Here is a 23292-nt window from a genome sequence, read left to right as displayed (position 1 = left end):
CTTTTCAGGCGCTGACGTCCAGCCGGGCGCACAGGCCGCGCAGTTCCGTGCCGCCGGCCTGTCGCCGCGAGCGTTCCAGCAGCGCGCGCGTGGTCTCGCGCACCATCGGTGAGGTGTGCACGTGCTGCGGCGCGACGCGTTCCGCGGTGAGCAGCAGCCGGATGGCGTCCCGGTCGCGGCCGCGCATCCGGGCCAGCGCGCGAGCCGTCTCGGCGTAGTAGAACACCTGCCGGAACCCGGCCGGGATGATCGCCGGGTTCGTCTCGCGGGCCACCGCCACCGCCCGGCCCGGATCGCCGGTGTCCGCCTCGATCCCGATCTGCCAGATGCCGACGTTGGTGGGCCCGAAGTACATGCCCATCGTGGTGGTCTCCCCGGTCCGGCCGGCGAGCGCGGCCGCCTCGTCCAGATGCTCCCCGCTGCGGCTCGCGTTCGCGGCGACCAGGTGCAGCGAGCCGAGCATCACCGGGCCAGCGTCGCTGCCCAGCTCGGCGGCGGCGCCTTCGGCCAGCGACCGGGCGCGGTCCATCGATCCGCAGGTGCTGGCGGCGGTCGCTCGGGCGTACGCGGCATAAGCGAGAAAGACCGGATCGCCGGTGGCCTGCGCCGCGTCGCGGCAGCGTTCGGCACCCAGCCACGCCTCCGCGGGATGCCCGAGGTTGCGCAGCACCGAGGACGCGAAGAACGCCACGTCGCACAGCAGACGCGGATCCCCGGCGGCGTGCGCGTCGCGCAGCAGGCCCGGCAGCAGGCGGGCCGCCCCCGCGTAGTCGCAGGCCTGACGCAGCTGGTCGGCCAGTGCCGCGGTGCGCCGCACCTCGTCCAGCGGCCGGGCCGGCACCCGCGGCGGCTCACCGAGGTCCACCTCGACCAGGGCCTGCCGGATGCCGTGCACCGCGGCGTGCGCGTCGCGGGCGGCGCGGTCACCGGCCGGGACCGCGACACCGGCGAGCTCGCCCGGTGCGCAGTCCAGCGCGGCCGCGATGTCCGCGAGAACGAACCGGTTGTCCGCTGCCTGGAGCCCCCGTTCGATACGGCTCCAGGTCGCGTGCGAGATGCCGGCACGGCTGGCGGCGTACCGGATGCTCCACCCACGCAGCAGACGCCGGCGCTGAATGCGGTCACCGATGGTTGGTGTCATGTCTGGACGGTAACCATCGCGTCCGTCGCGGCTGGTGCGCTCGTGTACCACTACGTGGTCCAGGCGGCGACCAGCGCGGCCAGGCCGGGATGGCGGCGGCGCAGGTGGGCGGCCACCTCCGCGGTGAAGTCCGGCTCCCGCATCTCCAGCGTGCCGCGCAGCACCGCCTCCCACGACGCGTCGGTGGCGTGCTCGACAATGCTGGCCGCGACCTCCTTGGCCGGTTTGCGCGCGAGATGCGCCGCGGCGAGGTGCTCCCGGTAGATCGTGTGGGTGAACGCGAACACCGACCGGCCCGGCGCGTTCCAGTCACCGATCTCGTGCAGCAGCCCGGTGCGGTCCGCGAAGCCGGACAGCAGCAGCTCTTTCGTGTCCGGGCTGACCCGCCGCATCGCCCGCACGACGTCGGCGTAGGCGATCGTCACCCGGTTGGTGTCGTCCGACTGCATGGTGAAGGCCACCGACTCCAGCAGCCGGCGCAGGTGCTGCGGCGGGAAGTAGAGGGTGCCGCGGCTCGCCTCCCGGGTCGCGATGGTGTCCGCGATGTACATCTCGAGCAGCTCGGAGTGCGTCGCGGGCAGGCGCCGGTGCCGGCGGTAGTGCACGACCAGCATCTGCAGCGCCAGCGGGCCCTGCAGAATGCCCGATTCGGAGGCGACCCGCAGCAGGTCGCGGGCCTCCCGCGGGGAGTGGTCGGACAGCAGCGTGGCCAGATATCGCTCGGACGTCCGGCGGCTCCACGGCCGGATCGTGACCGCCGTCCAGCCGGGCAGATCCGCGTCGAGGGTGTGATACGGCCGGGAGGTCACGAGCAACGGCACTCCCGGGTACGCCTCGGCAAAGGCCCGGATCTCCGTGACGACCGTGCGCCGCAGTGTCCGGTCGGCGAGTTCGTCGAGGCCGTCGAGCACCACGAAGGCGTGGCCGCCGTGCAGCGCGACCTGCAGCGCGTCCACGGTCATGTCCAGGCCGTAGCGGTGCCGCAGCGTGCGCAGCAGCAGCGTGACGACGTCGGCGTCCTCGTCGCCGGCGATGTCCCGGATCAGCGCGATCAGCGGGACCGGGCCGTCGTAGCCGTTGCGGCGATGCCGGGCCGCGGTGACGCAGAGATGGTTGACCAGGGTGGTCTTGCCGGTGCCGCCGTCGGCGACCAGCACCAGCCGCGGCGTGGCCGGGAAGACGTCGGTGAGCACAGTCCCGGTGTCCAACGGGCTGTCCACAAAGCTTTCCGGTTCCACGCCGGCGTGGTGGTCGAGGTAGTCCTTGTCGAGCCGGGCGAGCGCCCAGGCGGTCATCCGGTCGCTCGCCCGCCGGCGCAGCGCCGGGTCGTCGCCGGTGACCAGGTCACGGGCCCGCTGCCAGAGCAGGCCGTGCATCCGCAGGGTGCTGCCCGACTCGGGTTGCAGCAGGCCACGACCGGTCAGGTCGTCGGTCAGGTCGTCGGCCACCAGCGGGTCCGCGTCGATGAGGACGCGGGCGAGTTCGCGGCTGATCCGCGGGGACGGGGCCAATCCGAGAAGACGGTACGCGCGGGCAAGATCGGTGCCGAGATCCCCGTACGCGAGATCGAAGGTCTTCTCCACCGCGAGTCTGCCGGTGGCGAAGCGGTCGATGCGGCCGCGACCGTCCGGCCCGGTGAGGCGTACCAGGAGATCCTTCCAGGTCCATGCCGGACGCACCTTGAGCAGGCCGCCGGCGACGCGCAGCGCCAGTGGGAGGTGCCCCGCGCACCGGACGATCTCGCGGGCGACACCCCGGTCGGCGATCTCCAGGTCGCGGCCCGAGACGGTGCGCAGGATCTCGACGCCCTCGTCGTCGCCGACCACCCGGACTCCGACGGCCCGCACCCCCGGGAGGTCGGTGACCGGCGCCCAGCTGGTGATGATGACCGCCGACCGGTAGTGGCCGGGGAGCAGCGGCTCGACCTCGGCGGCGGTGGACGCGTTGTCGATCATCACGAGGGTGCGGTCGGCGGCCAGGGCGGAACGGTAGGCGGCGGCGCGTGGCCCTAGCCCGCTGGGTACCTCGGCGGCGGCCGTGCCCAGGGCTACCAGAGCGCCACCGAGCAGGTCGTGGGCGGTGTTCGCGTCGCCGGCCCGCGGGTGGCCGGCCCGCCGGTCGCCTGCCTGCGGGTCGCCGGCCCGCGGGTCGTCGTATTCGCGCAGGTCGAAGTAGAGCTGATGATCCGGATAGTGCTCGGCGCTCACCGCGTGGGCGAGCCGCAGACCCAGGGCGGACTTGCCGACGCCCGGGATGCCGTACAGGTTGACCATGCGCGGCCCGGGTCCGTCGGTGAGCAGCTTGCGCACCTGGTCGACGAGCGCGGTCCGGCCGGAGAAGTCGGCCGGGTCGGCCGGTAGCTGATGGACGCTGCGGCGGCCGTGCTGCGGGCCCAGATAGATCGGCCCGAAGTTGTCGCCCGTCACGTTGACCTGCTTGGCGTTTCCCCCGGCTAGTGCTTTGAGCCACCGGAAGCCACCGGGCATGGCAGCGGATCCTCGCCGGTCAGAGGGTGATCGGGCCGCTGTTGCCGCCGGCGATGTTGACCTGCTTGGCGTGATCGCGCGCTACCGCTCGTTGCCTGACCAGGCCTTCCAGCTCTTCGCGGAACCTCGGGTCGGCGCGGGCCGCGTCCTCGATCTCGCCGGCGAGGACGGCCCGCTCCTCGTCCGCTGGCTCCTCGCCCGCTCGTGGCGACAGCCGTGCGCGTACGGAGGTGTGCATGCGCTGGACGGCGAGCCACGCGGTCGATCCGGCCTGGGTCGCGAATTCTTCCATCGCCTTGCTGCCCGCGAGTGCGGCGGCGGCGACGCCGATCGAGACCGGGTCCATCAGAGATTCTCCTCGACGACGGGGGCGGGACCGTCCGGAATATACACAACTGACCCGAGGAGCCCGTATTACCCGAAAGGTTTCACACGTTCGTCTCACACGTTCGTCTCACACGTTCGTCTCACACGTTCGTCTCGCCGCGGATGAGGGCGGCCGCACGCTCGCCGATGGCCAGGACCGTCGCGTTCAGATTGGCCCGGATCGACGAGGGCATCACCGACGCGTCGGCCACGCGCAGCCCGGTGAGACCGTAGACCCGCAGCTCCGGGTCGAGGACGGCGTTCTCGTCGTCGCCGATACGGCAGGTGCCGGCCGGGTGAAACTGCGTGTAGACGATCCGCCGGAGAAACTCCGTGTCGTCCTCGCCGCTGGTCAGTTCCTTGCCGTGGAACTCGCTCAGGGCGGCCGTCCCGCCGACCTCCCGGGCGATCCGTAGCCCGTCGAGCAGCGCGGTCACGTCACGCTCGTCCGAAAGATAGTTCGGGTCGATCAGCGGGGCCGCCGTCGGATCCGCACTGGCGAGCCGCACCGAACCGCGGCTTTCCGCCACCTCCAGGCTGGCCACGATGGAGAACCCGTTCTCCGGGCCGGCCTTCCACCGCGGATGCATGACCACGTCGACGAACATGATCTGGATGCCGCCGACCAGCAGGCGGGGTTTGCGGCTGAACGTCGCGGTCATCGATTCGGGCGTCTGGTAGCGGACCTGGGACATGAGATGGTCGTGCAGGTTGCCGCCGACGCCGCTCAGATCGACCTTCACCTCGATGCCGACCTCACGCAGGTGCGCCGCCGGCCCGACCCCGGACAGTTGCAGCAGCTGCGGCGACGCGACGGCACCGGCCGCGAGCACCACTTCCCGGTCGGCGCGCACCGTCTCGGCCGCGCCGCCGCGAACGGCGTACTCCACGCCCACGCACCGGTCCCCCTCGATGATCACCCGGTACGCCTGTGCCTCGGTGAGCACCGTCAGGTTGTCGCGGCGCAGCGACCTCAGGTAGTTGTCCGAGACGCTCTGCCGGGTCCCCCCGACCACGTTCATCTCGTTCCACGTGGCGCCGAAGGCGGACTCCGCGTTGCCGTCCGGGTTCCGCCGGTAACCGGCCTCGAGCAGCGCCTCGTAGCCGGCCTCCCACAGCCGGTTGCGGCCCTCGGGAACGCTGACCAGCATCGGCCCCTCGGTGCCCCGGTAGGCCGGGTCGCGTCCCGGTGCGGTCTCGCTGCGGCGAAAGTACGGCAGCAGCGAGGCGTAGTCCCACCCCTGCGCACCGGCGGCCGCCCACGCGTCGTAGTCGGTCCGATCCCCGCGAATGTGGTACATCCCGTTGATCCCGCTGGAGCCGCCCAGCACCCGGCCCCGCGGATAGACGATCTCGTCCCCGTTGAGGTGCCGCTGCGCCGTGGTCGAGAAACCCCAGTCCACCCTGGTGCCGAAAAGCCGCTCCCACCGCAGCGGATTGGCCATCGCCTCGAGCGGAATGGCGCTGCCCGCCTCGAGCAGCAGCACCCGCACGTCGGTGTCCTCGGACAGCCGCGCCGCCAGCACCGAACCCGCCGTCCCGCCACCGACGATCACATAGTCGTAGCTCATGTCGTCCTCTCCCCCGTTCGCCGCGGCCCGGGCGCCCCCCACCCGCCCGCGACCGTCCTCGAAGCTAGTCCCGAAATAAACGCTTCGGCAAGGTAGCCTGGTGTGATGCGCGCTGCAGGTGAGGCGACTCGCGAACGGATCTTGGTCGCGACGCTGAAGGAATTGGTGACGTACGGCCCCGGGGGTGCCCGCGTCAACCGCATCGCCACCTCCGCCCGGGCCAGCACGGAACGGCTCTACGCCTACTTCCCGAGCAAGGGGGCCCTGTTCGCCGCGGCCATCGACAAGGTCATGTCCGACGCCACGTCGGAGCTGGAGATGACCGGCGACGACCTGCCCGGTTACGCCGGCCGCCTGTTCGACCTGTTCGTGTCCCATCCCGAGTACGCCCGCATGGACGACTGGCTCGGCGACCAGCCCGACGCGAACGATCGCCGCGTCAAGACGTACCAGCCGAAGATCGACGAAATCCGCCAGGCCCAGGCCGCCGGCCACATCAACCCCGACGTCGACCCGGTCAGCCTTTTCCACGCCGTCCACGAGCTGTCCCGCTCCATGGCCCACCCCGGCCCGGCGATGACCCAGCTGGCCCACGAGAACGCCCAGCCCGACGCCCCCGAGACCCGCCGCCGCACGGTGGTCGAGCTGGTCACCCTGCTGGCCACCCCCCGCGACGCGCAAGCCGATGTGCCCGGCGGGGCGCGAGCCGAAGAGCCCGGCCGGACGCGAGCCGATGTGCCCGCCAAGGCGCAAGCCCAAGACCCTGGCAAGGCGCGAGCCCAAGAGCCCGGCAAGCAGCGAGCCCAAGACCCTGGCAAGGCGCGAGCCCAAGAGCCCGGCAGGGCGCAAAAGCGCTAACAGCCCGGCAGGGCGCGAAAGCACCAATCGCCCACCACCGCCGCCACGATCGGCGAAGGCACCCGCCGACCGCCTCCTCAGCCCGGGCCGCTCTCGCCGAGGACGCCACCGCGGCGCCGCCCTGGCCTGGCCGCCACCGCCCCCACTGTGGACAACCAGAAAAAGTTGTCGTACCCGCCTGCTTGACTCGACCCCACCCAGTGACACGGGTGGGGGCCGGCGGCGGCCCTGGACGATTCACAGCAAATGCGGCAAGGCGGGCGCTATAGCCCTTTTGGGGTGGCCCGGGTCCGGATCTGCGTGTGCCGCTTTCGAGCCAGGTCGCGGCGGATCTCGATGCCGTGCGCGTCGGCCTCCCGGGTCCTGCGCACTTGCGAGATGGTGCCGGCCCACCGGGCGCTCGCCATCGAACAACAACGCGCCGTCGCTACCCGGCCCGACACGGCCCGGCACGACACGGCCCGGCACGACACGGCCCGGCACGCCCGGGATCGCACGGCAGTGCACGGCACGGCACGCCCGGCACGCTCCGGATTGCAGGGCCCCGGCACGGCATTGCACGGCCCGGCACTGGACTAGCCTCCAGTGGCCGCAAGCCTCGGCACCGATCCCACTATGCGGCGATCCCTTCCACAAGGTGGACTTTCTCGCGACCTTGGATACTTACGCCCACATGCGAGCCATAAGTATCCAAGGTCCACGAAACAGCGCGGAAAGCGGCCGAACAAAAGCCGCAAGAGCGGAGGAAAGAAACTCTACAGTGGACACTCATCCCACATGGCGGAAGCGCGGCCACGATGTGGTCACCGATCCCGCACAGCGGACGCAGATCCCACATCATGGACCTCGCAGGAAGCGAGCGCCGCTTCACCACGACGTCAAGCACCGCTTTGTCGCCTTAACCCCACTTTGGCTCAGCAGATGTTGCTCAGCATCCTGGCCCGCGCCGCGATCCTGGCCCGCGCCGCGATCCCGGCCCCCGTCGCGATCCTGGCCGGCCAATGAACGACCATCGACGCCACCGGCGAAGCCGACACACCCCACCGGCGCGCGAGGCAAAGCCGATCCGCCCAAAACCGCTAACGTGACATGTCCCCCGGCGCCCGGCCGCGCGTCACCACCGACAGCTCCGAGCAGCGCGCCTCCGAGAACGCCGGCGCGCACGAGTGGTGGACGCCAGCACTCAGCCACACCGATACCTACGCGCAGCGGCCACGCGACACGAACAACAACCGCAGGACCAGAGCGGGGTGGCAGCTCCCAGAACAACTCGCGGGGACGGGCGGTGGACGCCCAGCACTCAACCCCACCGGTGCATACGCCCCTTGGCCACGCGACACCAACGACGCCCCGGGGACCTAAGCGGGCCGCAGCTCCCCGAACGCCAGGCGAAGGCGCGCGGCAGACGCCGACACTCAACCCACCGGCGCTCACGCCCTTGGCCACGCCACGCCAGCAAACGGCCCCGGGACCTGAACGGGCCGCAGCTCCCCGAACGCCAGGCGAAGGCGCGCGGCAGACGCCGACACTCAACCCACCGGTACTTACGCCCCCTCGGGCACGCGGCACCAACGACGGCTCTGGGACCTGAGAGGGCCGCAGCTGCCCGAACGCCAAGCAAGGGCGGGCGGTGGACGCCGGCACTCGGCCCCGCGGGTGCTTACGCCCCTTGGCCGCGGGTCGCCAACGACGGCTCGGGGAGGTGGGCGGGTGGCGCCTCGGCCCGGGGCGGCTTGGGCGCGGCTTTGAGCTGGTCGACGCGGACCAGGGCGATGCCGGCGATGATGAAGGCGCCGCCGATGGCCTGGGTCAGCGTGGGGAACTCGCCCAGGACCAGCCAGGCGAACAGGACCGCGAACAGGACCTCGGTCAGGCCCACGAACGAGGACAGCGGGGCGCCGAGCAGGCGGGCGGCGCCGATGCCGGACACGTAGGAGATCACGGCGGCGATCAGGGACAGGCCGGCGATCGGGAGCAGCCAGCTCATCTCGTGGCCGCCGAAGCTCACGTTGCCGTAGGTGGCGTGCAGCGGGAGCAGGCCCACCACGCCCAGCAGCAGGAGGACCACGGCGCCGATGGCCATGCCGCCGCACGCCAGGGCCACGGACGGCAGCTCGGGGTCGACACGGGCGGACAAGACGTAATACGTCGCCAGGCCCACGGCGGCCACCAGGCCCCAGATGATGCCGACGGGGCTCAGGCCGCCGCCGGACGCCACGTCCAGGACGAGGATCAGGCCGATCGCGGCGGCGGTGGCGCCGGCGACCGTCAGGCGGCGGGGGCGGTCGCCGTGGCGGGCCCACATCCACAGGACGACCAGGACGATCCCGGAATATTCCACCAGCAGCGCCACGCCGACGGGCAGGAAACGGACGGCGTTGAAGAAGCCCAGCTGGGCGCCGCCGACTGCCAGGAGGCCGAACAAGCCCACCTGCGGCAGCGACCGGCCGAACGCTCGCCAGCGGCCGCGCAGCGCGATCGCGGCCGGGATCGCCAGGATCACCGCGGCGATGCCGACGCGGGCGGCGACCGCGGCGCCGGCCGTCCAGCCGGCGTCGATCAGCGCGCGAGCGAACGTGCCCGAGGTGCCGAACGTCGCCGCGGAGACCAGGGCCAGCGCGAGGCCGAAGCCGGCGGCGGAACGGTCGGTTCGCATGGGCTCCTCCTGCCAGGAGAGAGGGGTGTCATGAGCTAGGGGTTGGTATGCTCATGACGCTAGTGGGGGTTGCGACAGGAGTCAACATGGTTTTTAGTCATGACACCGAGACCGCCCTGGCCGGCGCTGCCGCGCTGGTCAACACGGCCGGGCGCGACGGTGAGGAGCTGCCGGACACGGTCGCGCTGGACCACTTCTTCGTCGATCAGGGCTGGACCGGCCGCATCGAGGGCACGGCGGCCGAGCTGCGCGCGGTGCAGGAGCTCCGGCCCCGGCTGCGGCGGCTGTGGGAGAGCGGCGAGGACGAGGTCGTCGCGATGGTCAACGGACTGCTGCGCGAGTTCCACGCGTTGCCCCAGCTCGTCCGGCACCACAACTGGCCGTACCATCTGCACGCCACCCCGCAGGACGCCCCGCTCGCGACTCGGATGGCGGTGGACGCGGCCATGGCGTTCGTCGACGTGGTCCGCGAGGGTCAGCTCGACCGGCTGCGCATCTGCGAGTTCCCGGACTGCGGCAACGTCGTGGTCGACCTGACCCGCAACCGGTCGAAACGGTTCTGCGAGGCCGGCTGCGGCAACCGCGCGGCGGTCAACGCCTACCGCGCGCGAAAAGCAGCTACCCGCGCCTAGTAAGCCACTCGCGTCTAGGAAGCCGACAAGAGAAAGCCAGAAAACCCCGCTTAGGGAAGCGCCCGAACCGCAGCCGGCCCGGCCGGATCGAACAGCATCGTCAGATGGTTGGCGCGCACCCGCTCCGACGTCAACCGCGGCAAACACACGTGCCCGGCCGCCAGCGCCCGATCGCTGATGAACGGCTTGGCGTTGTCGTCCTTCCCGTTCGCCGCCACGATCGCGTGCACCGGCGCATCAACGTCGGTCAACGCCGGCAACGTCTTCTCCCCCGCCAGCGCATCGGTCGCGTCCGCGACGAGCCGCGCCGAATCCACCCTCGGCCGCAACGCCCCCGGCGGCCCGCCGAGCATGTACGCCGCCCACTCCACCATCCGCGGCCGCAACTCGGCCCGGTTCGCGATGGCCTTCCCCTCCACGGCATCCACATAGGACCGCACATCACGCCACCGGCGATCCAGCAAGCGCGTCTGCAACCCGAACACCGCCCGCACCACCGGCCGCCGCACCACCAGCGTCTGCTCCGGCGGCACTCCCCCGTCCATCAGCACCACCTTGCGCACGCGCTTGCCCAAGGCGTACGCGGCAAGCGGCGCAACAAACGCACCCATCGAGTGACCCACCACGACGATGTCGTCGAGCGCCAGCTCGTCGGCGAGACGCACCACCGCCTCGGCGTGCCCGGCCAGCCCGGGACCGGCCGGCGTGTCGACCGAACCACCCCGGCCGGGCAGATCCGGCGCGATCACCCGGGCGTCCGGAAGCGCCGCCGCGAACGCCGACCACACCTCGGACGTGCTCGTCAACCCGTGCAGGCAAAGGACGACCGGCGCCCCGCCCGGGTGCCACTCGGCGAAGGTCAGCCCGGCGAGCTCGCGTCGCGTTACGCCCATGCCCGGAAATCTACCGGGCTGCACCGGCGGGCACCGGCGTATGTTGATCCTCATGGTTGTCGATCTGGATCTGCGCGGCCGGACCGCCCTGGTGACCGGCGCCGGAAGCGGCATCGGCCGCGCGTGCGCCCGACGATTAGCCGGCGCCGGCGCGCACGTGCTGGTCGTGGACCGCGACGAGCGAAGCGCCACGGAGGTCGCCGGCGCCATCAACGGCCGGGCGATCACCGCCGACCTCGCCGACCTGGACCGCATCGCCGAGCTGCCCGCCCGGGTGGACGTCCTCGTCAACAACGCCGGCCTGCAGGTGGTCGCGCCGCTGCACGAATTCCCGGACGACAAGTTCGCGCTCATCCAGCGGGTCATGGTCGAGGCGCCCTACCGGCTGGTGAAACTCGTTCTGCCGCACATGTACGCCGCCGGGTGGGGCCGCATCGTGAACATCTCCTCGGTGCACGGCCTGCTCGCGTCGCCGTTCAAGGCCGCCTACGTGACCGCCAAGCACGGCCTCGAGGGGCTGTCCAAGGTGACCGCGATCGAGGGCGCCGGCCGTGGTGTCACCGCCAACTGCATCAACCCCGCTTTCGTCCGTACGCCTCTGGTGGACCAGCAGATCGCGGACCAGGCCCGGATCAACGGCATCCCGGAGGCCGACGTGGTGGCGAAGGTGTTGCTGGAACGCGCCGCGATCAAGCGGCTGATCGAGCCGGAGCACGTGGCCGAGCTGCTCGCGTACCTGTGCACGCCGCCGGCCGAGTTCATCACCGGCTCGTCGATCACCATCGACGGCGGCTGGACGGCGCACTGATGCCGGCCGAGTTCGACGTCCCCGCCGACGGCGGCCCGTTACGCGTGGTCGAGTGGCCGGGCGACGGGCCACTCGTGATCGCGCTGCACGGCATCACCGCGAACGCCCTGTCCTGGGCACGCGTCGCCCGCGCCCTGAACAGACGCGTCCGCTTCGTGGCGCCCGATCTGCGCGGACGGGCCCGCAGTGCGCAACTGCCCGGCCCGTACGGGATGGCCCAGCACGCGGCCGACATCATGGCGATCGCCGACTTCCTCGGCGTGCGTCGCGTGGGTCTGGTGGGGCACTCGATGGGCGGTTTCGTGGCGACCGAGACCGCGGAACGCCACCCCGAGCGGGTTTCGTCGGTGCTGCTCGTCGACGGTGGCGTGCCGCTCGCGATCCCGGACGGCATGGACGTGGACGCCGCGCTCGCGCACACGGTCGGCCCGGCCATGAAACGTCTGGCGATGACGTTCCCGACGCTGGACGCGTACATCGCGTTCTTCGAGGCGAATCCCGCGATGGGCCGGTACTGGTCGGCGGAGATGTCCCGCTACATCGAACGGGATTACGTCGACGGCGGATCGTCGTGCGATGTCACGGCGATCCGGGCGGACGCCGCCGACATGCTGAAGAACCCCGCGCCGCACGCGCATCACCCGATCCTCTGGGCCCCACGCGGCATGCAGGACCAACCCCAGGGCATGTACGCGGCCGCGCAGCTCGACGGCATGGACGCCACCCTGGTCGCCGACGTCAACCACTACACGATCGTGCTCGGCGCCGGCGCCACCCGTGTCGCCGCCAAGATAGCGGGGATGACGGGGAACTAACTCCCCGCTTCGCTCGACTACGGAAGCATGCCGACTCTGATCATCCGCGGCCGGAGCGTGCTCGCGGCGCTGGCGACGACGACCGCGACGACGGCCGCCCTGGCGCTGGCCCCGGCCGCTCCCGCCTGGGCACACAACTCGCTGGCCGAGGCCTCCCCCGCCCGCAACGCCACGGTGAGCGCGGCGCCGTCCGAGGTGAGGCTGCGGTTCCTGCAGAAGCTGGACCCGGCGTCCACCAGGGTCACGGTCACCGACGCGGCGGCGCGGACGGTCGCGACGTCGAAGCCGGCGATCGACGGCGCCACGGTCCGGGTCACGTTCGGCCGGAAGCCGGGCAACGGCGGCTACACCGTGGCCTACGACGTCACCTCACGCGACGGGCATCAGGTCAAGGGGTCGTACCGCTTCACGGTCAAGGCCGCCGAGAGCGAGCTGACCGGCCAGGAGGTGATCGCGCCGCCGCTGCCGAAACACGCCCCCACCGCCACGTCCAGCGCGGGCGCCACCGCCGTGCTCAGCCGGGCCGCCGACGACGAGCCGGACCGGGGCGCCGGCCCGGTGGCGGCGATCGCGGCCGGCGTCCTGATCCTGGCCGGGATCGGCGGCGGCCTCCTGCTGCGGCGGCGCCGGCGGTCGTGAAAGGAGCCTAGAACCCTTCGAGGACGATCTTCCCGATCGTCGTGCCCGACTCGACGGCCTGGTGCGCCACCCGCAGGTTGGCCGCGTTGATGCCCTCGAGATGCCGGGTCATCGTCGTGCTCAGCACTCCCTTGTCGACCAGCGACGCCACCTCGGTCAGGATCTGATGCTGCGCCCGGCTCTCCGGTTCGAGCCGCGGCCTGGTGAACATGAGCTCCCAGTGCCAGGTGATGCTCTTCGCCTTCAACGCTTTGATGTCGAGGCCGGCCGGGTCGTCGATGGCCACGATTTCCCCGTACGGCTTGAGAATCCTCGCGAACTCATCGACCATGCCGGTCGAGTGGGCCGTGAAAACATAGTCGACGCCTTCGGGCAGTTCGTCGTGGCCGACCACCCGGTTGGCGCCGCGCGCCAGCACCCAGTCGCGCGACTCCGGCCGCGACGCCGTGCCGATGACCTCGAGGGAGGTCAGCTGCCGGGCGAGCGGCACCAGGATCGAGCCCACCCCACCGGCGGCACCCACCACGACCAGCGTCCCGGTGCTGGAGGCGGTCAGCCGCAGCCGCTCGAACAGCGACTCCCACGCGGTCAGCGACGTCAGCGGCAACGCGGCCGCCTCGGCGAAGTCCAGCGTCGCCGGTTTGCGGCCGACGATCCGCTCGTCGACCAGGTGCAGCTCGGCGTTCGTCCCCGAGCGCTGCACCGCCCCGGCGTACCAGACCTCGTCGCCGGGCTGGAACAGCGTGACGGCCTCACCCACCCGCTCGACCACGCCGGCCGCGTCGTACCCGAGGATCTGCCCGTCCGGTCCGGCCGTGACGCCGGCGCGCCGCTTCACGTCGACCGGGTTGACCGAGACGGCCCGCACCCGCACCAGCAGGTCGTACGGCCCGGGCACCGGCACCGGCACGGTCATGTCGACCAGCGACTCCGGATCGGAAACGGGCAGGTTCCGGCGATACCCCACCGCGCGCATCGTGTCACTCACTTCATGAAAGTTATGCCAATCCGCCAACTGGCGCATGTCGAGTTCAACACTCGACGACCGTGACGGCTAGGCCGCCCAGCGACGTCTCCTTGTACTTGTGCGACATGTCGCGGCCGGTCTCGCGCATGGTCCGGATCGCGGTGTCCAGGCTGACCCGGTGCGTCCCGTCACCGTAGAGCGCCAGCCGGGCCGCGTTGATCGCCTTGACGCTGGCGATCGCGTTGCGTTCGATGCACGGCACCTGCACGAGACCGCCGACCGGGTCGCAGGTCAGGCCGAGGCTGTGTTCGAGCGCGATCTCGGCCGCGTTCTCCACCTGCGACGGCGTGCCGCCGAGGACCTCGCAGAGCGCGCCGGCCGCCATCGCCGCCGCCGAGCCGACCTCGCCCTGGCAGCCCACCTCGGCGCCGGAGATCGACGCGTTGCCCTTGATGATCAGGCCGATCGCGGCGGCGGTGAGCAGGAACCGCACCACGCCCTCGTCGTCCGCGCCGCCGATGAACCGGGTGTAGTAGTGCAGCACGGCGGGCACGATGCCGGCGGCGCCGTTGGTGGGTGCGGTGACCACCCGGCCGCCGGCCGCGTTCTCCTCGTTGACCGCGAGCGCGTACAGGTTGACCCAGTCGATGATGTGCAGCGGGTCGTTGTCCGAGCGGGCGCTGAGCTCGCGGTGCAGGCCGGGCGCGCGACGCCGGACGCGCAGGCCGCCGGGCAGCACCCCCTCGCCGCGGAAGCCGTTGCGGACGCAGGCCCGCATCACGGCCCAGATGTGCAGCAGCCCGTCGCGGACGTCGGCGGCGTCGCGCCAGGCGCTCTCGTTGGCGAGCATCACCGTGGAGATCGAGGCGTCCTCCGTACGGCAGATGTCCAGAAGTTGATCGCCGCTGGTGAACGGATGCGGCAGCCGGGTGGTGTCCGACGCGGTCCCGGCACCCTCCTCGACCACGAATCCGCCGCCCACCGAGTAGTAGGTGCGGCTCTCGCCGTCCGCCTCGAAGCGCATCCCGTTGGGGTGGAACGGCAGGCTCTCGCGCCGGTGCAGGACCAGGTCGGTGTCCGGGTCGAAGTCGATCGCCCGTTTGCCGCCGAGCAGCAGCCGCTTCCCGGCCCGGATCGCGGCGACCCGCGCGGGAACGCGGGCGGTGTCGACGGTGGCCGGGTCCTCGCCTTCGAGGCCGAGCAGGATCGCGGCGTCGGTGCCGTGGCCGCGGCCGGTGGCGGCGAGCGAACCGAACAGCTCGACCCGCACCCGCGTCGCCTCCCGATGGCGCGAGGCGAACTCGCGGGCCGCGCGCATCGGGCCGACGGTGTGCGAGGAGGACGGGCCGATACCGATGGAGTAGAGATCGAAGGCGCTGACCGCCACGGAAGGCTCCCTTGGTTGGCCTCCCGCTCTGTCATCGGTACCTGAGAGCTTCACCGCCCGGCCGGGCGGCTTGCACCGTGGGTGCGGGACGTCGGTGTCCCGTCTTTCCAGAGTCGCCTGACCGGCAGCGGTACGTGGGCCTGAGAGATTCCGGGGAGGGACTTGCTCCTTCGGCGCCCGTGGTCGGGGCTCTCCCGCAGCGGTTCGTGCGGCGCGGTATGCGGTTGTGCCTCGACCGTATGGGGGCTGGTCTCAGGCGTCAAGCAGACCGGCGAGTCCGGCCTTCTCGAACGCGGTGACGAACTCCTCGCGGCCCTCGGTGAAGTGCTTCCAGCTGTCCACATGCGCCGGTACGACGTGGCGGGCACCCAGGATCGCGGCGGCCTCGGCGGCCATCGAGCCGTCCAGGGTGAGCACCGCGTTGTCGAACACGCCGATCCGTACCGCGCCGGCGAACAGCACTGCCGTGTCGACGTCGAAGCGGGCGGCGATCTGCCGGACCAGGTCGAGCGAGGCGTTGTCGCCGCTCACGTAGAGGGTGGGCAGGCCGCCGGCGGTCAGCACGAAGCCGGTGACCTCGCCCATGACGGCCTCGGCGCCCTGCGGCCCGTGCAGCGCGGGAACCGCGGTGACGGTCACGCCGTCCAGGTGCACCTCTTCCCACGGCTGCAGGCCCCGGGTGGTTCCGCCGAGACGTCCCGCCGCGCTCGGCGTCGTCAGCACCAGCGGTACGCCACCGAGCAGTTCCCGGCCCGAATTGTCCAGATTGTCCGGGTGTTCGTCGTGCGACAACAGCACCACGTCGATCGTGCCGAGCGTCTCCGGTCCGGCGGCGGGCGGGGCTGTCCTGGTGAGGAACCGGCCGCCGGGACGCGGATAGTCGCCGGGCGCGTCGAACGTGGGGTCGGTCAGGAACCGCAGCCCGCCGTACTCGAACAGGACCGTCGGGCCGCCGTACAACCGGAAGTCAGTCATGGCTCACACGCTAACGTCCGGCGATCCGCCGTGGCGGACCGCCGGACGCGCGGTGGTGTGGCTAACGGCCCAGCAGCGGCATGCCGGCCCGGCTGGAACCGGTGGACAGCATGGTCGCGGCCGCGGTGGCCGGAGGCGGCGGCACCGGGGCGCACTTCTTGTCGGACCGGTTGCCCGGCACCCGGTGCGGCAGGACGCCGGTGTCCAGGTACTTGGCGATGGTGTCGTCGGTGCACGCGACGCCGCTGAGCGAACCGGCGTGCGTGGTGCCGCCGACGCCCTCGATGAGCACCGAGCGCGGGAAGCGCTGGCGCACCTCGAGGCTGCCACCGTACGGGGTGGCGGCGTCGTTGGTCTCACTGATCAGCAGGATCGGCGGGACCTTCTTGCCGTTGATCTGTACCGGCTTGCCGGCCTTGGCACCCCAGTCCAGGCAGGGCGCGTTGTACCAGGCGTTGTTCCAGGTGATGAACGGGTACTTGGCGTGGATCCGCCAGTTGTCGCGTTCCCACTTCGACCAGCTCAGCGGCCACTGCACGTCGGTGCACTGGACGGCGAGGTAGACCGCGTACGTGTTGTCCGCGCCGGGGTCGCCGGGCGGGGCGTAGAAGTCGAGCACGCCCGCCTCGTCACCGGCGTTGACGTAGCGGGAGAACATCGTGGCGATGTCCGCCCAGCCGTACACGTAGTAGCCGGCCGAGACGAAGATGTCGTTCCACTCGTCCGGGCCGATCTTGCCCTGGATCGGCTTGACCCGGAGCTTCTGCAGGATCGCGTAGTACTTGGCCTTGACCACCTTGCCGCTCGTGCCGAGGTGGTAGACCGCGTTGTGGTCGGCGACCCAGGAGAAGTAGGTGTCCATGTTCTTGTCGAACTGGACGTCCTGATCGAGGTTGGCGTCGTACCAGACGCGGGTCGGGTTGACCACGCCGTCGAAGACCATCCGGCGCACGCGGTCCGGGTGCAGCGTGGCGTACACCTGGCCGAGGTACGTCCCGTACGAGAAGCCGTAGTAGTTGATCTGCTTGGCGCCGAGCACCTTGCGGATGCTCTCCATGTCGGCGACCCAGTCGGTCGTCTTCGTGTGGTCGAGCAGCGCGCCGCCGGCCCGGTCGCAGGCCTCGGCGTAGTTCTCGGCCTTGTTCAGCCAGGTCTTCTCGAGCTGGCGGGTGACCGGCACGTAGTACGGCCGGTTGTACCCGAAGTACTCGTCGTCGCAGGTCAGCGACGGCTGGCTGGAACCGACCCCGCGCGGGTCGAAGCCGATCCAGTCGTACTTGTCGCCGACGTCGTCCGGCACGCTCGTGCCCAGCCGCGCCAGGCCGAGCCCGGAGGCGCCCGGGCCGCCCGGATTCACGAGCATGATGCCCTGATAGTCGGACGAGGTGTGGCGTACGCGGGAGACAGCGATTTTGATCTTGGTGCCGTTCGGCTTCGCGTAGTCGAGCGGCACGGTCATGAGGCCGCACTCGGCGGCGCCGTTCAAGCACGACGACCAGGTGATCGGCGGCGGGGTCCAGCCGCCGTCGCCACCGCCGCCGTGATCATGGGCTTGCGCCGCGCCAGGGATCACGCCGGCCGCCAGGACAAGTCCGGCCGCTGAGGCGACCGTGGCCGCGAGGAACTTTCTCATCCCATGCCTTTCGGTCCGTCCCGGGTGCCCGGATCCGGGCACCATCCCGGCAGCCTATCCATTGAGACATGGACATATAGCTGACCGTTACGGTGGAATCACGGGACGGACCGTACGAGCGGGGGATCAGAACGCGGGCAGCACCGAACCCTGGTATTTGTCCTGAATGAACTTCTTGACCTCCGGCGAGTGCAGCAGTTTCGCCAGCTTGACCACCCGCGGGTCACTCTCGTCGCCGGTGCGCACGACCAGCAGGTTCGCGTACGGGTTGTGCTCGGCCTTCTCCAGCGCCAGCGCGTCGGTCGCCGGCTTGAGGCCGTCCTGGATCGCGTAGTTGCCGTTGATCACCGACAGCGAGGTGTCGTCCAGGCTGCGCGGCAGTTGCGCCGCCTCCAGCTCCTTGAACTGCAGGTTCTTCGGGTTCGAGGCGATGTCCTTGTCGGTCGCCTCGAGCCCGGCGTCCGGCGTCAACGTGATCAGTCCGTTGGCGGCGAGCAGCCCGAGCGCGCGGCCCTCGTCGGACGGGTCGTTCGGGATCGCCACGACACCGCCGGACGGCACCTCAGCCAGGCTCTTGACCTTGTGCGAGTAGACGCCGAGCGGCTCGATGTGCACCGGCTCGACGGCGGTGAACTGGTAGCCCTTGTCCTTGATCTCGCCGTCCAGGTACGGCTTGTGCTGGAAGTAGTTCGCGTCCAGCTGCTTCTCGCTCAGCGCCACGTTCGGCTGGATGTAGTCGTTGAACTCGACGATGTCGAGCTTGAGGCCCTCCTTGGCGGCGAGGTTGTCCTTGACGTACTGGAGGATCTCGCCGTGCGGGACCGGGCTGACTCCCACCTTGAGGGGTGCGTCAGCGCTTTTTGAATCGCTCTCGTTGCTGCCACAGGCCGCGAGGCCGACGAGAAGCACGGCAGTCGCGGCTATCGCACGAAATTTCATGATGAATCTCTCTACTTCCTGCTGTGGGTTCTTTATTAGTCGTGCGACAGCAAACGCACGATCAGGTCGCCCACTGATTGGACGAGCTGCACAAAAACGATCAGGACGATGACCGTGGCGACCATGACCCCGGTCTCGAAGCGCTGGTATCCATAGCGGATGGCGAGGTCACCGAGCCCGCCGCCGCCGACCACACCGGCCAGCGCCGAGTAGCCCAGCAGCGCGACCACCGTGATGGTCAACCCGGCGATCAGGCCGGGCCGGGCCTCGCGCAGCAGCACCTTGGCGACGATCTGCCGCCTCGACGCGCCCATCGCGACGGCCGCGGCGACCACGTCCGGCGTCACCTCGCGGATCGAGGTCTCGACGAGCCGCGCGAAGAACGGGATCGCGCCGATGGTCAGCGGCACGATCGCCGCGGTGGTGCCGATCGTGGTACCGACCAGGGCGCGGGTGAACGGGATGATCGCGACCAGCAGGATGACGAACGGCAGCGACCGGGTCACGTTGACGACGAGGCCGAGCACCGCGTGCACCGGCCGGGCCGGCAGCAGCCCGCCGCGGGCGGTGAGCACCAGCAGCACGCCGATGAGCAGGCCACCGATCGCGGTGAGCACCGTGGAGACGCCGACCATCCAGGCCGTCTCCTTGATCCCTTCCCAGAGCAGGTCCCGTAAGTCCGGCCAGCTCACGAAGCCACCTCGACCAGCGCGCCACGCGAGCGGAGGTAGTCGAGGGGCCCGGTGATCTCGGCGCCGGGCACCGCGATCCGCAGCCGGCCCGCGCGCGTCGCCGCGAGGGTCTCCACGCCGCCGCCGAGGATGCGCAGGTCGAGGTCGAACCGGCGGGACACCTCGGCCAGCAGCGGCTCGTCCGCGCCGCCCCCGCTCACCGTCACGTCGAGCACCGTCTCGCCCGGCCCGGCATCCGCCGCGGACAGCGGGAACAGGCCGCGGGCCAGCTCGGACCCGGGCCGCCGGAGCAGCTCGGGGATCTCGCCGGACTCGGTGAACCGGCCCTCGCGCATCACCGCGGCCGAGTGACAGATGCTCTTGACCACGCCCATCTCGTGCGTGATCAGCAGGATCGTGAGTCCCAGTTCTTTGTTCAGGTCGCGCAGCAGTTCCAGGATCGAGGCGGTGGTGTCCGGGTCGAGCGCCGAGGTGGCCTCGTCGGACAGCAACACCCGGGGCCGTACGGCGAGGGCGCGCGCGATTCCCACCCGCTGCTTCTGCCCGCCGGAGAGCTGCGCCGGGTACGCGTCGGCCCGGTCCCCCAGCCCGACAAGCTCCAGCAGCTCGGCGATGCGGGCCCGGCGCTCGGGCCGGGGCACCCCGGTCAGCTCCATCGGAAAGGCGACGTTGCCGGCCACGGTCCGCGAGGAGAGCAGCGCGAAGTGCTGGTGCACCATGCCGATCCGGTGCCGGGCGTCGCGCAGGCGGCGCCCGCCGAGTGCGGTGAGCTCGACGCCGTCGACCGTCACGGTGCCCGCGTCCGGGCGCTCCAGGAGGTTGGCACATCGCAGCAGGGTGCTCTTACCGGCGCCGCTGCGACCGACGACACCGAAGATCTCGCCCTCGCCCACGGTAAGGTTCACGTCGTCGACGGCCACGACCGTGCGCCGCCGCGACCGGTAGGTCTTGCGGACGCCGTTGATCTCTATCACCGAATCACCCAGGTCAGGTCACGCGTCATTACCGCAAGGGGCCGGAGGAAAGCCCCTAATTCCTCTAGGTAATGGCGCCAGGCGACAGTAGCGGAGAGTCGTGGTCCGCAGCGTCACCTTGTAATGGCCGTCACGGGTGATTGCACTTACACTCGTGAATCGGGTCAGGCCGGGTACGCCCGTTCGCCGGTGATGTAGCCGGCCAGGCTGCGGCGCTCGGACTCCAGCTCGTCGATCCGGAACTTGACCACGTCGCCGATGCTGACCACGCCGTGCAGGACGCCGTCCTCGACGACCGGCACGTGCCGGAACCGCCGCTCGGTCATCAGCCGCTCCACGTCCTCGACCAGGGCGTCGCGGGCGACCGACCGCACCTGGGCGGTGTGGATCGCGGTGACCGGTTCGGTGAGCACGGCGGCGCCACGCAGGGCGATCGCCCGCACCACGTCACGCTCACTGGCGATGCCGTCGACCCGGCGGCCGTCGGCGGACACCACCACCGCACCGATCCGGTGCTCGGCCAGAACGGCCAGCAGAGCACTCACGTCGGCATCCGGGGCCACCGTCACGACCTCGTCGCCCTTGACCCGGAGAATGTCGCTGATTCGCATGCCCGCTTCCCCTCTCCTGCCGTTGCGCGCGGTTGACCGAGGTGGCGAGGGGAGGCCTCGCCACGCTGCGGGGCATACGCCTACTTGGCGTCATTCACGACGTGATGTCAAGCGGACCATATCGTTCGGGGACCCTGGCGCGTGCGGCTTTCCCGGCCGCCTGCCAAGATGATCCGATGAGCGATGACGACGACTTCAGCCCCGAGAACCAGCTGAAGCGGCTGGAGCAGGAGATCGCCGACCTCGAGCCGAGCGTCGACGAGGCACGCCGCCGCGTCGGCAACCGCGACGAGGGCACCGGCGACCAGGAGGACTACGCGGCCGCGATGACCGAGATCAACGAGCAGGAAGCGGTCCTCGACACGCTGCGCGAGCGCCGCGACGCCCTGCGGGAGAAGCTGGGCCGCTAGGATCACGGCCGTGAATGCACGGCTCGCGACCGACACCATCGAAGCGCGGATCGTCAAGCTGGACCCGCGCTTCGCGTGTTTCGGCGACGCCCGCGTGGAACGCCTGTTCAGCGGGGCGCGCTGGCTGGAGGGTCCCGTCTACCATCCGGCCGGCCGCTTCCTGACCGTCAGCGACATCCCGAACGACCGCATCCTGCGCTGGGACGAGACCACCGGCGCCGTCGGCGTCTTCCGGGAGCCTTCCGCGTACGCCAACGGGCACACCCTGGACGCACAGGCGCGCCTGGTCAGCTGCGAGCAGGGACCGCGCCGGATCACCCGTACCGAGCACGACGGCAGCATCACCGTGCTGACCGACAACTGGGACGGTCAGCCCTTCAACAGCCCGAACGACGTGGTGGTGCACTCCACCGGCTCGATCTGGTTCACCGACCCGCCGTACGGGATCAACAGCGACTACGAGGGGCACCGGGCGCCGAGCGAGATCGGCGCCAGCCACGTGTACCGGCTGGACCCGGGCGCTTCGACGCCCGTCGCCGTGGTGCGCGACGCGGACCGCCCGAACGGCCTGGCCTTCTCCCCCGACGAGCGCCGCCTGTATCTGGCGGACACCGCCCGGCGCAGCATCCGGGCCTTCGACGTCGCCGCCGACCAGAGCCTGACGGGCGGCTCGCTCGTGGCCGAGTGCGACGAGGGTTCGTTCGACGGCCTGCGCGTCGACGACCGCGGCTTCATCTGGGCCGCCGCGGGCGACGGCGTGCACTGCTACCACCCCGACGGCACCCGGCTGGGCCGCATCCTGGTCCCCGAGGTCGTCGCGAACCTGGTCTTCGGCGGCCCGAAACGCAACGTCCTGTTCCTGGCCGCGACCACCACCCTGTACGCGATCCGGCTGAGCGTCAACGGCACCCGCCCGATCTGGGCCGCCCGCTAGAGAACCTTGCGGGTCGGGGCCGGATCCGTCGTGGTTGTTCCCGTGCCGGCCGCGGCGGATGCGAAGGCCGTGCGGGTCGAGCCTCGCAACGACCCGCAACCGAGATCGGCTGCCGAGATGACCGACGAGGCACACACGTCGGCGGTGGCCGCACCCGCCGTCACCGCAATGACCGCACCCACCGTCACCACAGTGGCCGCCCCCGCCGTCATCGCAATGACCGCGCCCGTCGACACCACAGTGGCCGCCCCCGCCGTCATCGCAATGACCGCGCCCGTCGACACCGCGATCGCCGCACGCCTCATCACCGCCATGACCGCGCCCTTCGACACCGCCGTGATCGCGCCCTCGACAGCGCAACGGCCTGATACCTCGTCACCGATCCCACTATGTGGCAATCCCGACCACATCCTGGACTTTCTCGCGACCTTGGAGAGTTACGCCCACATACGACACCCACATACGAGCCATAACTCTCCAAGGTCTACGAAATGTCGAGGAAAGCGCGAGGACAAAAGCCCCGAGACAGGACGAAAGAAACTCTACAATGGACTCCGGTCTCACATCGCGGACCCTGCGACCACGATGCGGTCGTCAGTCCCGCACAACGGACGCACGTCTCACATCATGAGATTGTTCAGCTGGTTCTCGCTCGCGCACTCCGATGCCGGTCCTCTCCTCGTGTAGAGACTTGCACCCGCCCGGGCGTCATGGTTTCCGAAGCTCGCATACTGCCGCTCCCGGTGTGGGCAGCCGCGTCAGCCCAGCCGCCGCAGCTCCCCACACCCGCAACGCACCACCCCCGCCGTGAACAGCCACACCCACCCAGCCGCCACAACTCCCCACACCCACAAGGCACCACCCCCGCCGTGAACAGCCACACCCACCCAGCCGCCACAACTCCC

General features: G+C 70.7%; 23 protein-coding genes and 1 riboswitch. Of the genes, 8 read left to right on the top strand and 15 right to left on the bottom strand.

Annotated features, from left to right (window positions below; translation table 11 throughout):
* Positions 1-4: 4 nt before the first annotated feature.
* The 4 genes from HH310_RS33585 to HH310_RS33570 all read right to left on the bottom strand — a co-directional run bounded on the left by HH310_RS33585 (position 5) and on the right by HH310_RS33570 (position 5564).
* Positions 5-1141, bottom strand: a complete 1137-nt coding sequence (locus tag HH310_RS33585) for a helix-turn-helix domain-containing protein (protein WP_169179749.1) — start codon at positions 1139-1141, stop codon at positions 5-7.
* 50 nt (positions 1142-1191) lie between these two features.
* On the bottom strand, positions 1192-3627 hold the full coding sequence (locus HH310_RS33580; protein ID WP_169179748.1) for an NACHT domain-containing protein: 2436 nt from the start codon (positions 3625-3627) through the stop codon (positions 1192-1194).
* A gap of 19 nt (positions 3628-3646) precedes the next feature.
* Positions 3647-3973, bottom strand: coding sequence for a hypothetical protein (locus HH310_RS33575; protein WP_169179747.1), 327 nt, complete (start codon positions 3971-3973; stop codon positions 3647-3649).
* A gap of 121 nt (positions 3974-4094) precedes the next feature.
* Positions 4095-5564: a GMC family oxidoreductase gene (locus tag HH310_RS33570; protein WP_169179746.1), complete on the bottom strand. Its 1470-nt coding sequence runs from the start codon at positions 5562-5564 to the stop codon at positions 4095-4097.
* Positions 5565-5669: 105 nt separating this feature from the next.
* On the opposite strand from HH310_RS33570, the gene HH310_RS33565 reads away from it, so the two are divergent.
* Both HH310_RS33565 and HH310_RS33560 read left to right on the top strand, forming a co-directional pair.
* Complete coding sequence (locus HH310_RS33565; RefSeq protein WP_169179745.1) at positions 5670-6422, top strand: TetR family transcriptional regulator; 753 nt, start codon at positions 5670-5672, stop codon at positions 6420-6422.
* Between the two features lie 378 nt (positions 6423-6800).
* Positions 6801-7001 (top strand): hypothetical protein, encoded by a 201-nt coding sequence (locus HH310_RS33560; RefSeq protein WP_169179744.1) that lies wholly within the window; start codon positions 6801-6803, stop codon positions 6999-7001.
* 1081 nt (positions 7002-8082) lie between these two features.
* On the opposite strand, the gene HH310_RS33555 is transcribed toward HH310_RS33560, so the two are convergent.
* Positions 8083-9078, bottom strand: coding sequence for a DMT family transporter (locus HH310_RS33555; protein WP_169179743.1), 996 nt, complete (start codon positions 9076-9078; stop codon positions 8083-8085).
* A gap of 86 nt (positions 9079-9164) precedes the next feature.
* Here HH310_RS33555 and HH310_RS33550 point away from each other — a divergent pair, with 86 nt between their 5' ends.
* Entirely contained in the window at positions 9165-9710 is a 546-nt protein-coding gene (locus HH310_RS33550) for a CGNR zinc finger domain-containing protein (RefSeq protein ID WP_169179742.1), read from the top strand.
* Positions 9711-9760: 50 nt separating this feature from the next.
* Here the strand turns inward: HH310_RS33550 and HH310_RS33545 are convergent, their stop codons facing one another.
* Positions 9761-10603, bottom strand: coding sequence for an alpha/beta fold hydrolase (locus HH310_RS33545; protein ID WP_169179741.1), 843 nt, complete (start codon positions 10601-10603; stop codon positions 9761-9763).
* 52 nt (positions 10604-10655) lie between these two features.
* Here HH310_RS33545 and HH310_RS33540 point away from each other — a divergent pair, with 52 nt between their 5' ends.
* From HH310_RS33540 to HH310_RS33530, 3 genes are read left to right on the top strand one after another with little or no spacing between them, the layout of a single operon-like run.
* Positions 10656-11411 (top strand): 3-hydroxybutyrate dehydrogenase, encoded by a 756-nt coding sequence (locus HH310_RS33540; protein WP_169179740.1) that lies wholly within the window; start codon positions 10656-10658, stop codon positions 11409-11411.
* The gene (locus HH310_RS33535; protein ID WP_169179739.1) at positions 11411-12226 is read left to right on the top strand and encodes an alpha/beta fold hydrolase; all 816 of its coding nucleotides are present in this window, start codon (positions 11411-11413) and stop codon (positions 12224-12226) included. The genes HH310_RS33540 and HH310_RS33535 overlap by 1 nt, the downstream gene beginning before the upstream one ends.
* Positions 12227-12253: 27 nt before the next feature.
* Positions 12254-12865, top strand: a complete 612-nt coding sequence (locus HH310_RS33530) for a copper resistance CopC family protein (protein ID WP_211192948.1) — start codon at positions 12254-12256, stop codon at positions 12863-12865.
* 7 nt (positions 12866-12872) lie between these two features.
* Here HH310_RS33530 and HH310_RS33525 read toward each other — a convergent pair whose 3' ends face one another.
* The 8 genes from HH310_RS33525 to HH310_RS33490 form a co-directional block, all read right to left on the bottom strand.
* On the bottom strand, positions 12873-13853 hold the full coding sequence (locus HH310_RS33525; protein WP_312034499.1) for a zinc-binding alcohol dehydrogenase family protein: 981 nt from the start codon (positions 13851-13853) through the stop codon (positions 12873-12875).
* A 43-nt stretch (positions 13854-13896) separates the two neighbouring features.
* Positions 13897-15219 carry an L-serine ammonia-lyase gene (locus tag HH310_RS33520; RefSeq protein ID WP_169179738.1) on the bottom strand — a complete coding sequence of 441 codons (1323 nt, stop codon included), beginning with the start codon at positions 15217-15219 and terminating at the stop codon, positions 13897-13899.
* Between the two features lie 118 nt (positions 15220-15337).
* Positions 15338-15426: riboswitch (glycine riboswitch) on the bottom strand.
* A 45-nt stretch (positions 15427-15471) separates the two neighbouring features.
* Complete coding sequence (locus HH310_RS33515) at positions 15472-16194, bottom strand: MBL fold metallo-hydrolase (protein ID WP_169179737.1); 723 nt, start codon at positions 16192-16194, stop codon at positions 15472-15474.
* A 61-nt stretch (positions 16195-16255) separates the two neighbouring features.
* A complete protein-coding gene (locus HH310_RS33510) occupies positions 16256-17827 on the bottom strand; it encodes an alpha/beta hydrolase (RefSeq protein ID WP_169179736.1) in 1572 nt (523 codons plus the stop codon).
* A 126-nt stretch (positions 17828-17953) separates the two neighbouring features.
* Entirely contained in the window at positions 17954-18766 is an 813-nt protein-coding gene (locus tag HH310_RS33505; RefSeq protein WP_169179735.1) for a MetQ/NlpA family ABC transporter substrate-binding protein, read from the bottom strand.
* Positions 18767-18801: 35 nt separating this feature from the next.
* Positions 18802-19401: a methionine ABC transporter permease gene (locus HH310_RS33500; RefSeq protein WP_169179823.1), complete on the bottom strand. Its 600-nt coding sequence runs from the start codon at positions 19399-19401 to the stop codon at positions 18802-18804.
* A 53-nt stretch (positions 19402-19454) separates the two neighbouring features.
* A complete protein-coding gene (locus HH310_RS33495) occupies positions 19455-20432 on the bottom strand; it encodes a methionine ABC transporter ATP-binding protein (RefSeq protein ID WP_169179734.1) in 978 nt (325 codons plus the stop codon).
* Between the two features lie 164 nt (positions 20433-20596).
* Positions 20597-21043, bottom strand: coding sequence for a CBS domain-containing protein (locus tag HH310_RS33490; protein WP_169179733.1), 447 nt, complete (start codon positions 21041-21043; stop codon positions 20597-20599).
* Positions 21044-21219: 176 nt separating this feature from the next.
* On the opposite strand from HH310_RS33490, the gene HH310_RS33485 reads away from it, so the two are divergent.
* Both HH310_RS33485 and HH310_RS33480 read left to right on the top strand, forming a co-directional pair.
* Positions 21220-21453, top strand: coding sequence for a hypothetical protein (locus tag HH310_RS33485; RefSeq protein ID WP_169179732.1), 234 nt, complete (start codon positions 21220-21222; stop codon positions 21451-21453).
* A gap of 10 nt (positions 21454-21463) precedes the next feature.
* Positions 21464-22387 (top strand): SMP-30/gluconolactonase/LRE family protein, encoded by a 924-nt coding sequence (locus HH310_RS33480; RefSeq protein WP_396027563.1) that lies wholly within the window; start codon positions 21464-21466, stop codon positions 22385-22387.
* Here HH310_RS33480 and HH310_RS33475 read toward each other — a convergent pair.
* Positions 22384-22719, bottom strand: a complete 336-nt coding sequence (locus tag HH310_RS33475) for a hypothetical protein (RefSeq protein ID WP_169179731.1) — start codon at positions 22717-22719, stop codon at positions 22384-22386. The two genes, HH310_RS33480 and HH310_RS33475, sit on opposite strands and share 4 nt — an antisense overlap.
* Positions 22720-23292: the final 573 nt, after the last annotated feature.

Origin of the sequence: Actinoplanes sp. TBRC 11911 (genome assembly GCF_012933445.1) — a bacterium.
Taxonomy (GTDB): Bacteria; Actinomycetota; Actinomycetes; order Mycobacteriales; family Micromonosporaceae; genus Actinoplanes.
This window is presented reverse-complemented; position numbering and strand designations above follow the sequence as displayed.

Excerpts from the sequence above, each read along its gene's own strand:
- HH310_RS33560 (WP_169179744.1), top strand. The coding sequence starts at position 6,801 with ATGGTGCCGGCCCACCGGGCGCTCGCCATCGAACAACAACGCGCCGTC.
- HH310_RS33490 (WP_169179733.1), bottom strand. The coding sequence starts at position 21,043 with ATGCGAATCAGCGACATTCTCCGGGTCAAGGGCGACGAGGTCGTGACG.
- HH310_RS33485 (WP_169179732.1), top strand. The coding sequence starts at position 21,220 with ATGAGCGATGACGACGACTTCAGCCCCGAGAACCAGCTGAAGCGGCTG.
- HH310_RS33535 (WP_169179739.1), top strand. The coding sequence starts at position 11,411 with ATGCCGGCCGAGTTCGACGTCCCCGCCGACGGCGGCCCGTTACGCGTG.
- HH310_RS33500 (WP_169179823.1), bottom strand. The coding sequence starts at position 19,401 with ATGGTCGGCGTCTCCACGGTGCTCACCGCGATCGGTGGCCTGCTCATC.
- HH310_RS33575 (WP_169179747.1), bottom strand. The coding sequence starts at position 3,973 with ATGGACCCGGTCTCGATCGGCGTCGCCGCCGCCGCACTCGCGGGCAGC.
- HH310_RS33515 (WP_169179737.1), bottom strand. The coding sequence starts at position 16,194 with ATGACTGACTTCCGGTTGTACGGCGGCCCGACGGTCCTGTTCGAGTAC.
- HH310_RS33565 (WP_169179745.1), top strand. The coding sequence starts at position 5,670 with ATGCGCGCTGCAGGTGAGGCGACTCGCGAACGGATCTTGGTCGCGACG.
- HH310_RS33580 (WP_169179748.1), bottom strand. The coding sequence starts at position 3,627 with ATGCCCGGTGGCTTCCGGTGGCTCAAAGCACTAGCCGGGGGAAACGCC.
- HH310_RS33545 (WP_169179741.1), bottom strand. The coding sequence starts at position 10,603 with ATGGGCGTAACGCGACGCGAGCTCGCCGGGCTGACCTTCGCCGAGTGG.
- HH310_RS33585 (WP_169179749.1), bottom strand. The coding sequence starts at position 1,141 with ATGACACCAACCATCGGTGACCGCATTCAGCGCCGGCGTCTGCTGCGT.
- HH310_RS33550 (WP_169179742.1), top strand. The coding sequence starts at position 9,165 with ATGGTTTTTAGTCATGACACCGAGACCGCCCTGGCCGGCGCTGCCGCG.
- HH310_RS33570 (WP_169179746.1), bottom strand. The coding sequence starts at position 5,564 with ATGAGCTACGACTATGTGATCGTCGGTGGCGGGACGGCGGGTTCGGTG.
- HH310_RS33555 (WP_169179743.1), bottom strand. The coding sequence starts at position 9,078 with ATGCGAACCGACCGTTCCGCCGCCGGCTTCGGCCTCGCGCTGGCCCTG.
- HH310_RS33510 (WP_169179736.1), bottom strand. The coding sequence starts at position 17,827 with ATGAGAAAGTTCCTCGCGGCCACGGTCGCCTCAGCGGCCGGACTTGTC.
- HH310_RS33540 (WP_169179740.1), top strand. The coding sequence starts at position 10,656 with ATGGTTGTCGATCTGGATCTGCGCGGCCGGACCGCCCTGGTGACCGGC.
- HH310_RS33530 (WP_211192948.1), top strand. The coding sequence starts at position 12,254 with ATGCCGACTCTGATCATCCGCGGCCGGAGCGTGCTCGCGGCGCTGGCG.
- HH310_RS33505 (WP_169179735.1), bottom strand. The coding sequence starts at position 18,766 with ATGAAATTTCGTGCGATAGCCGCGACTGCCGTGCTTCTCGTCGGCCTC.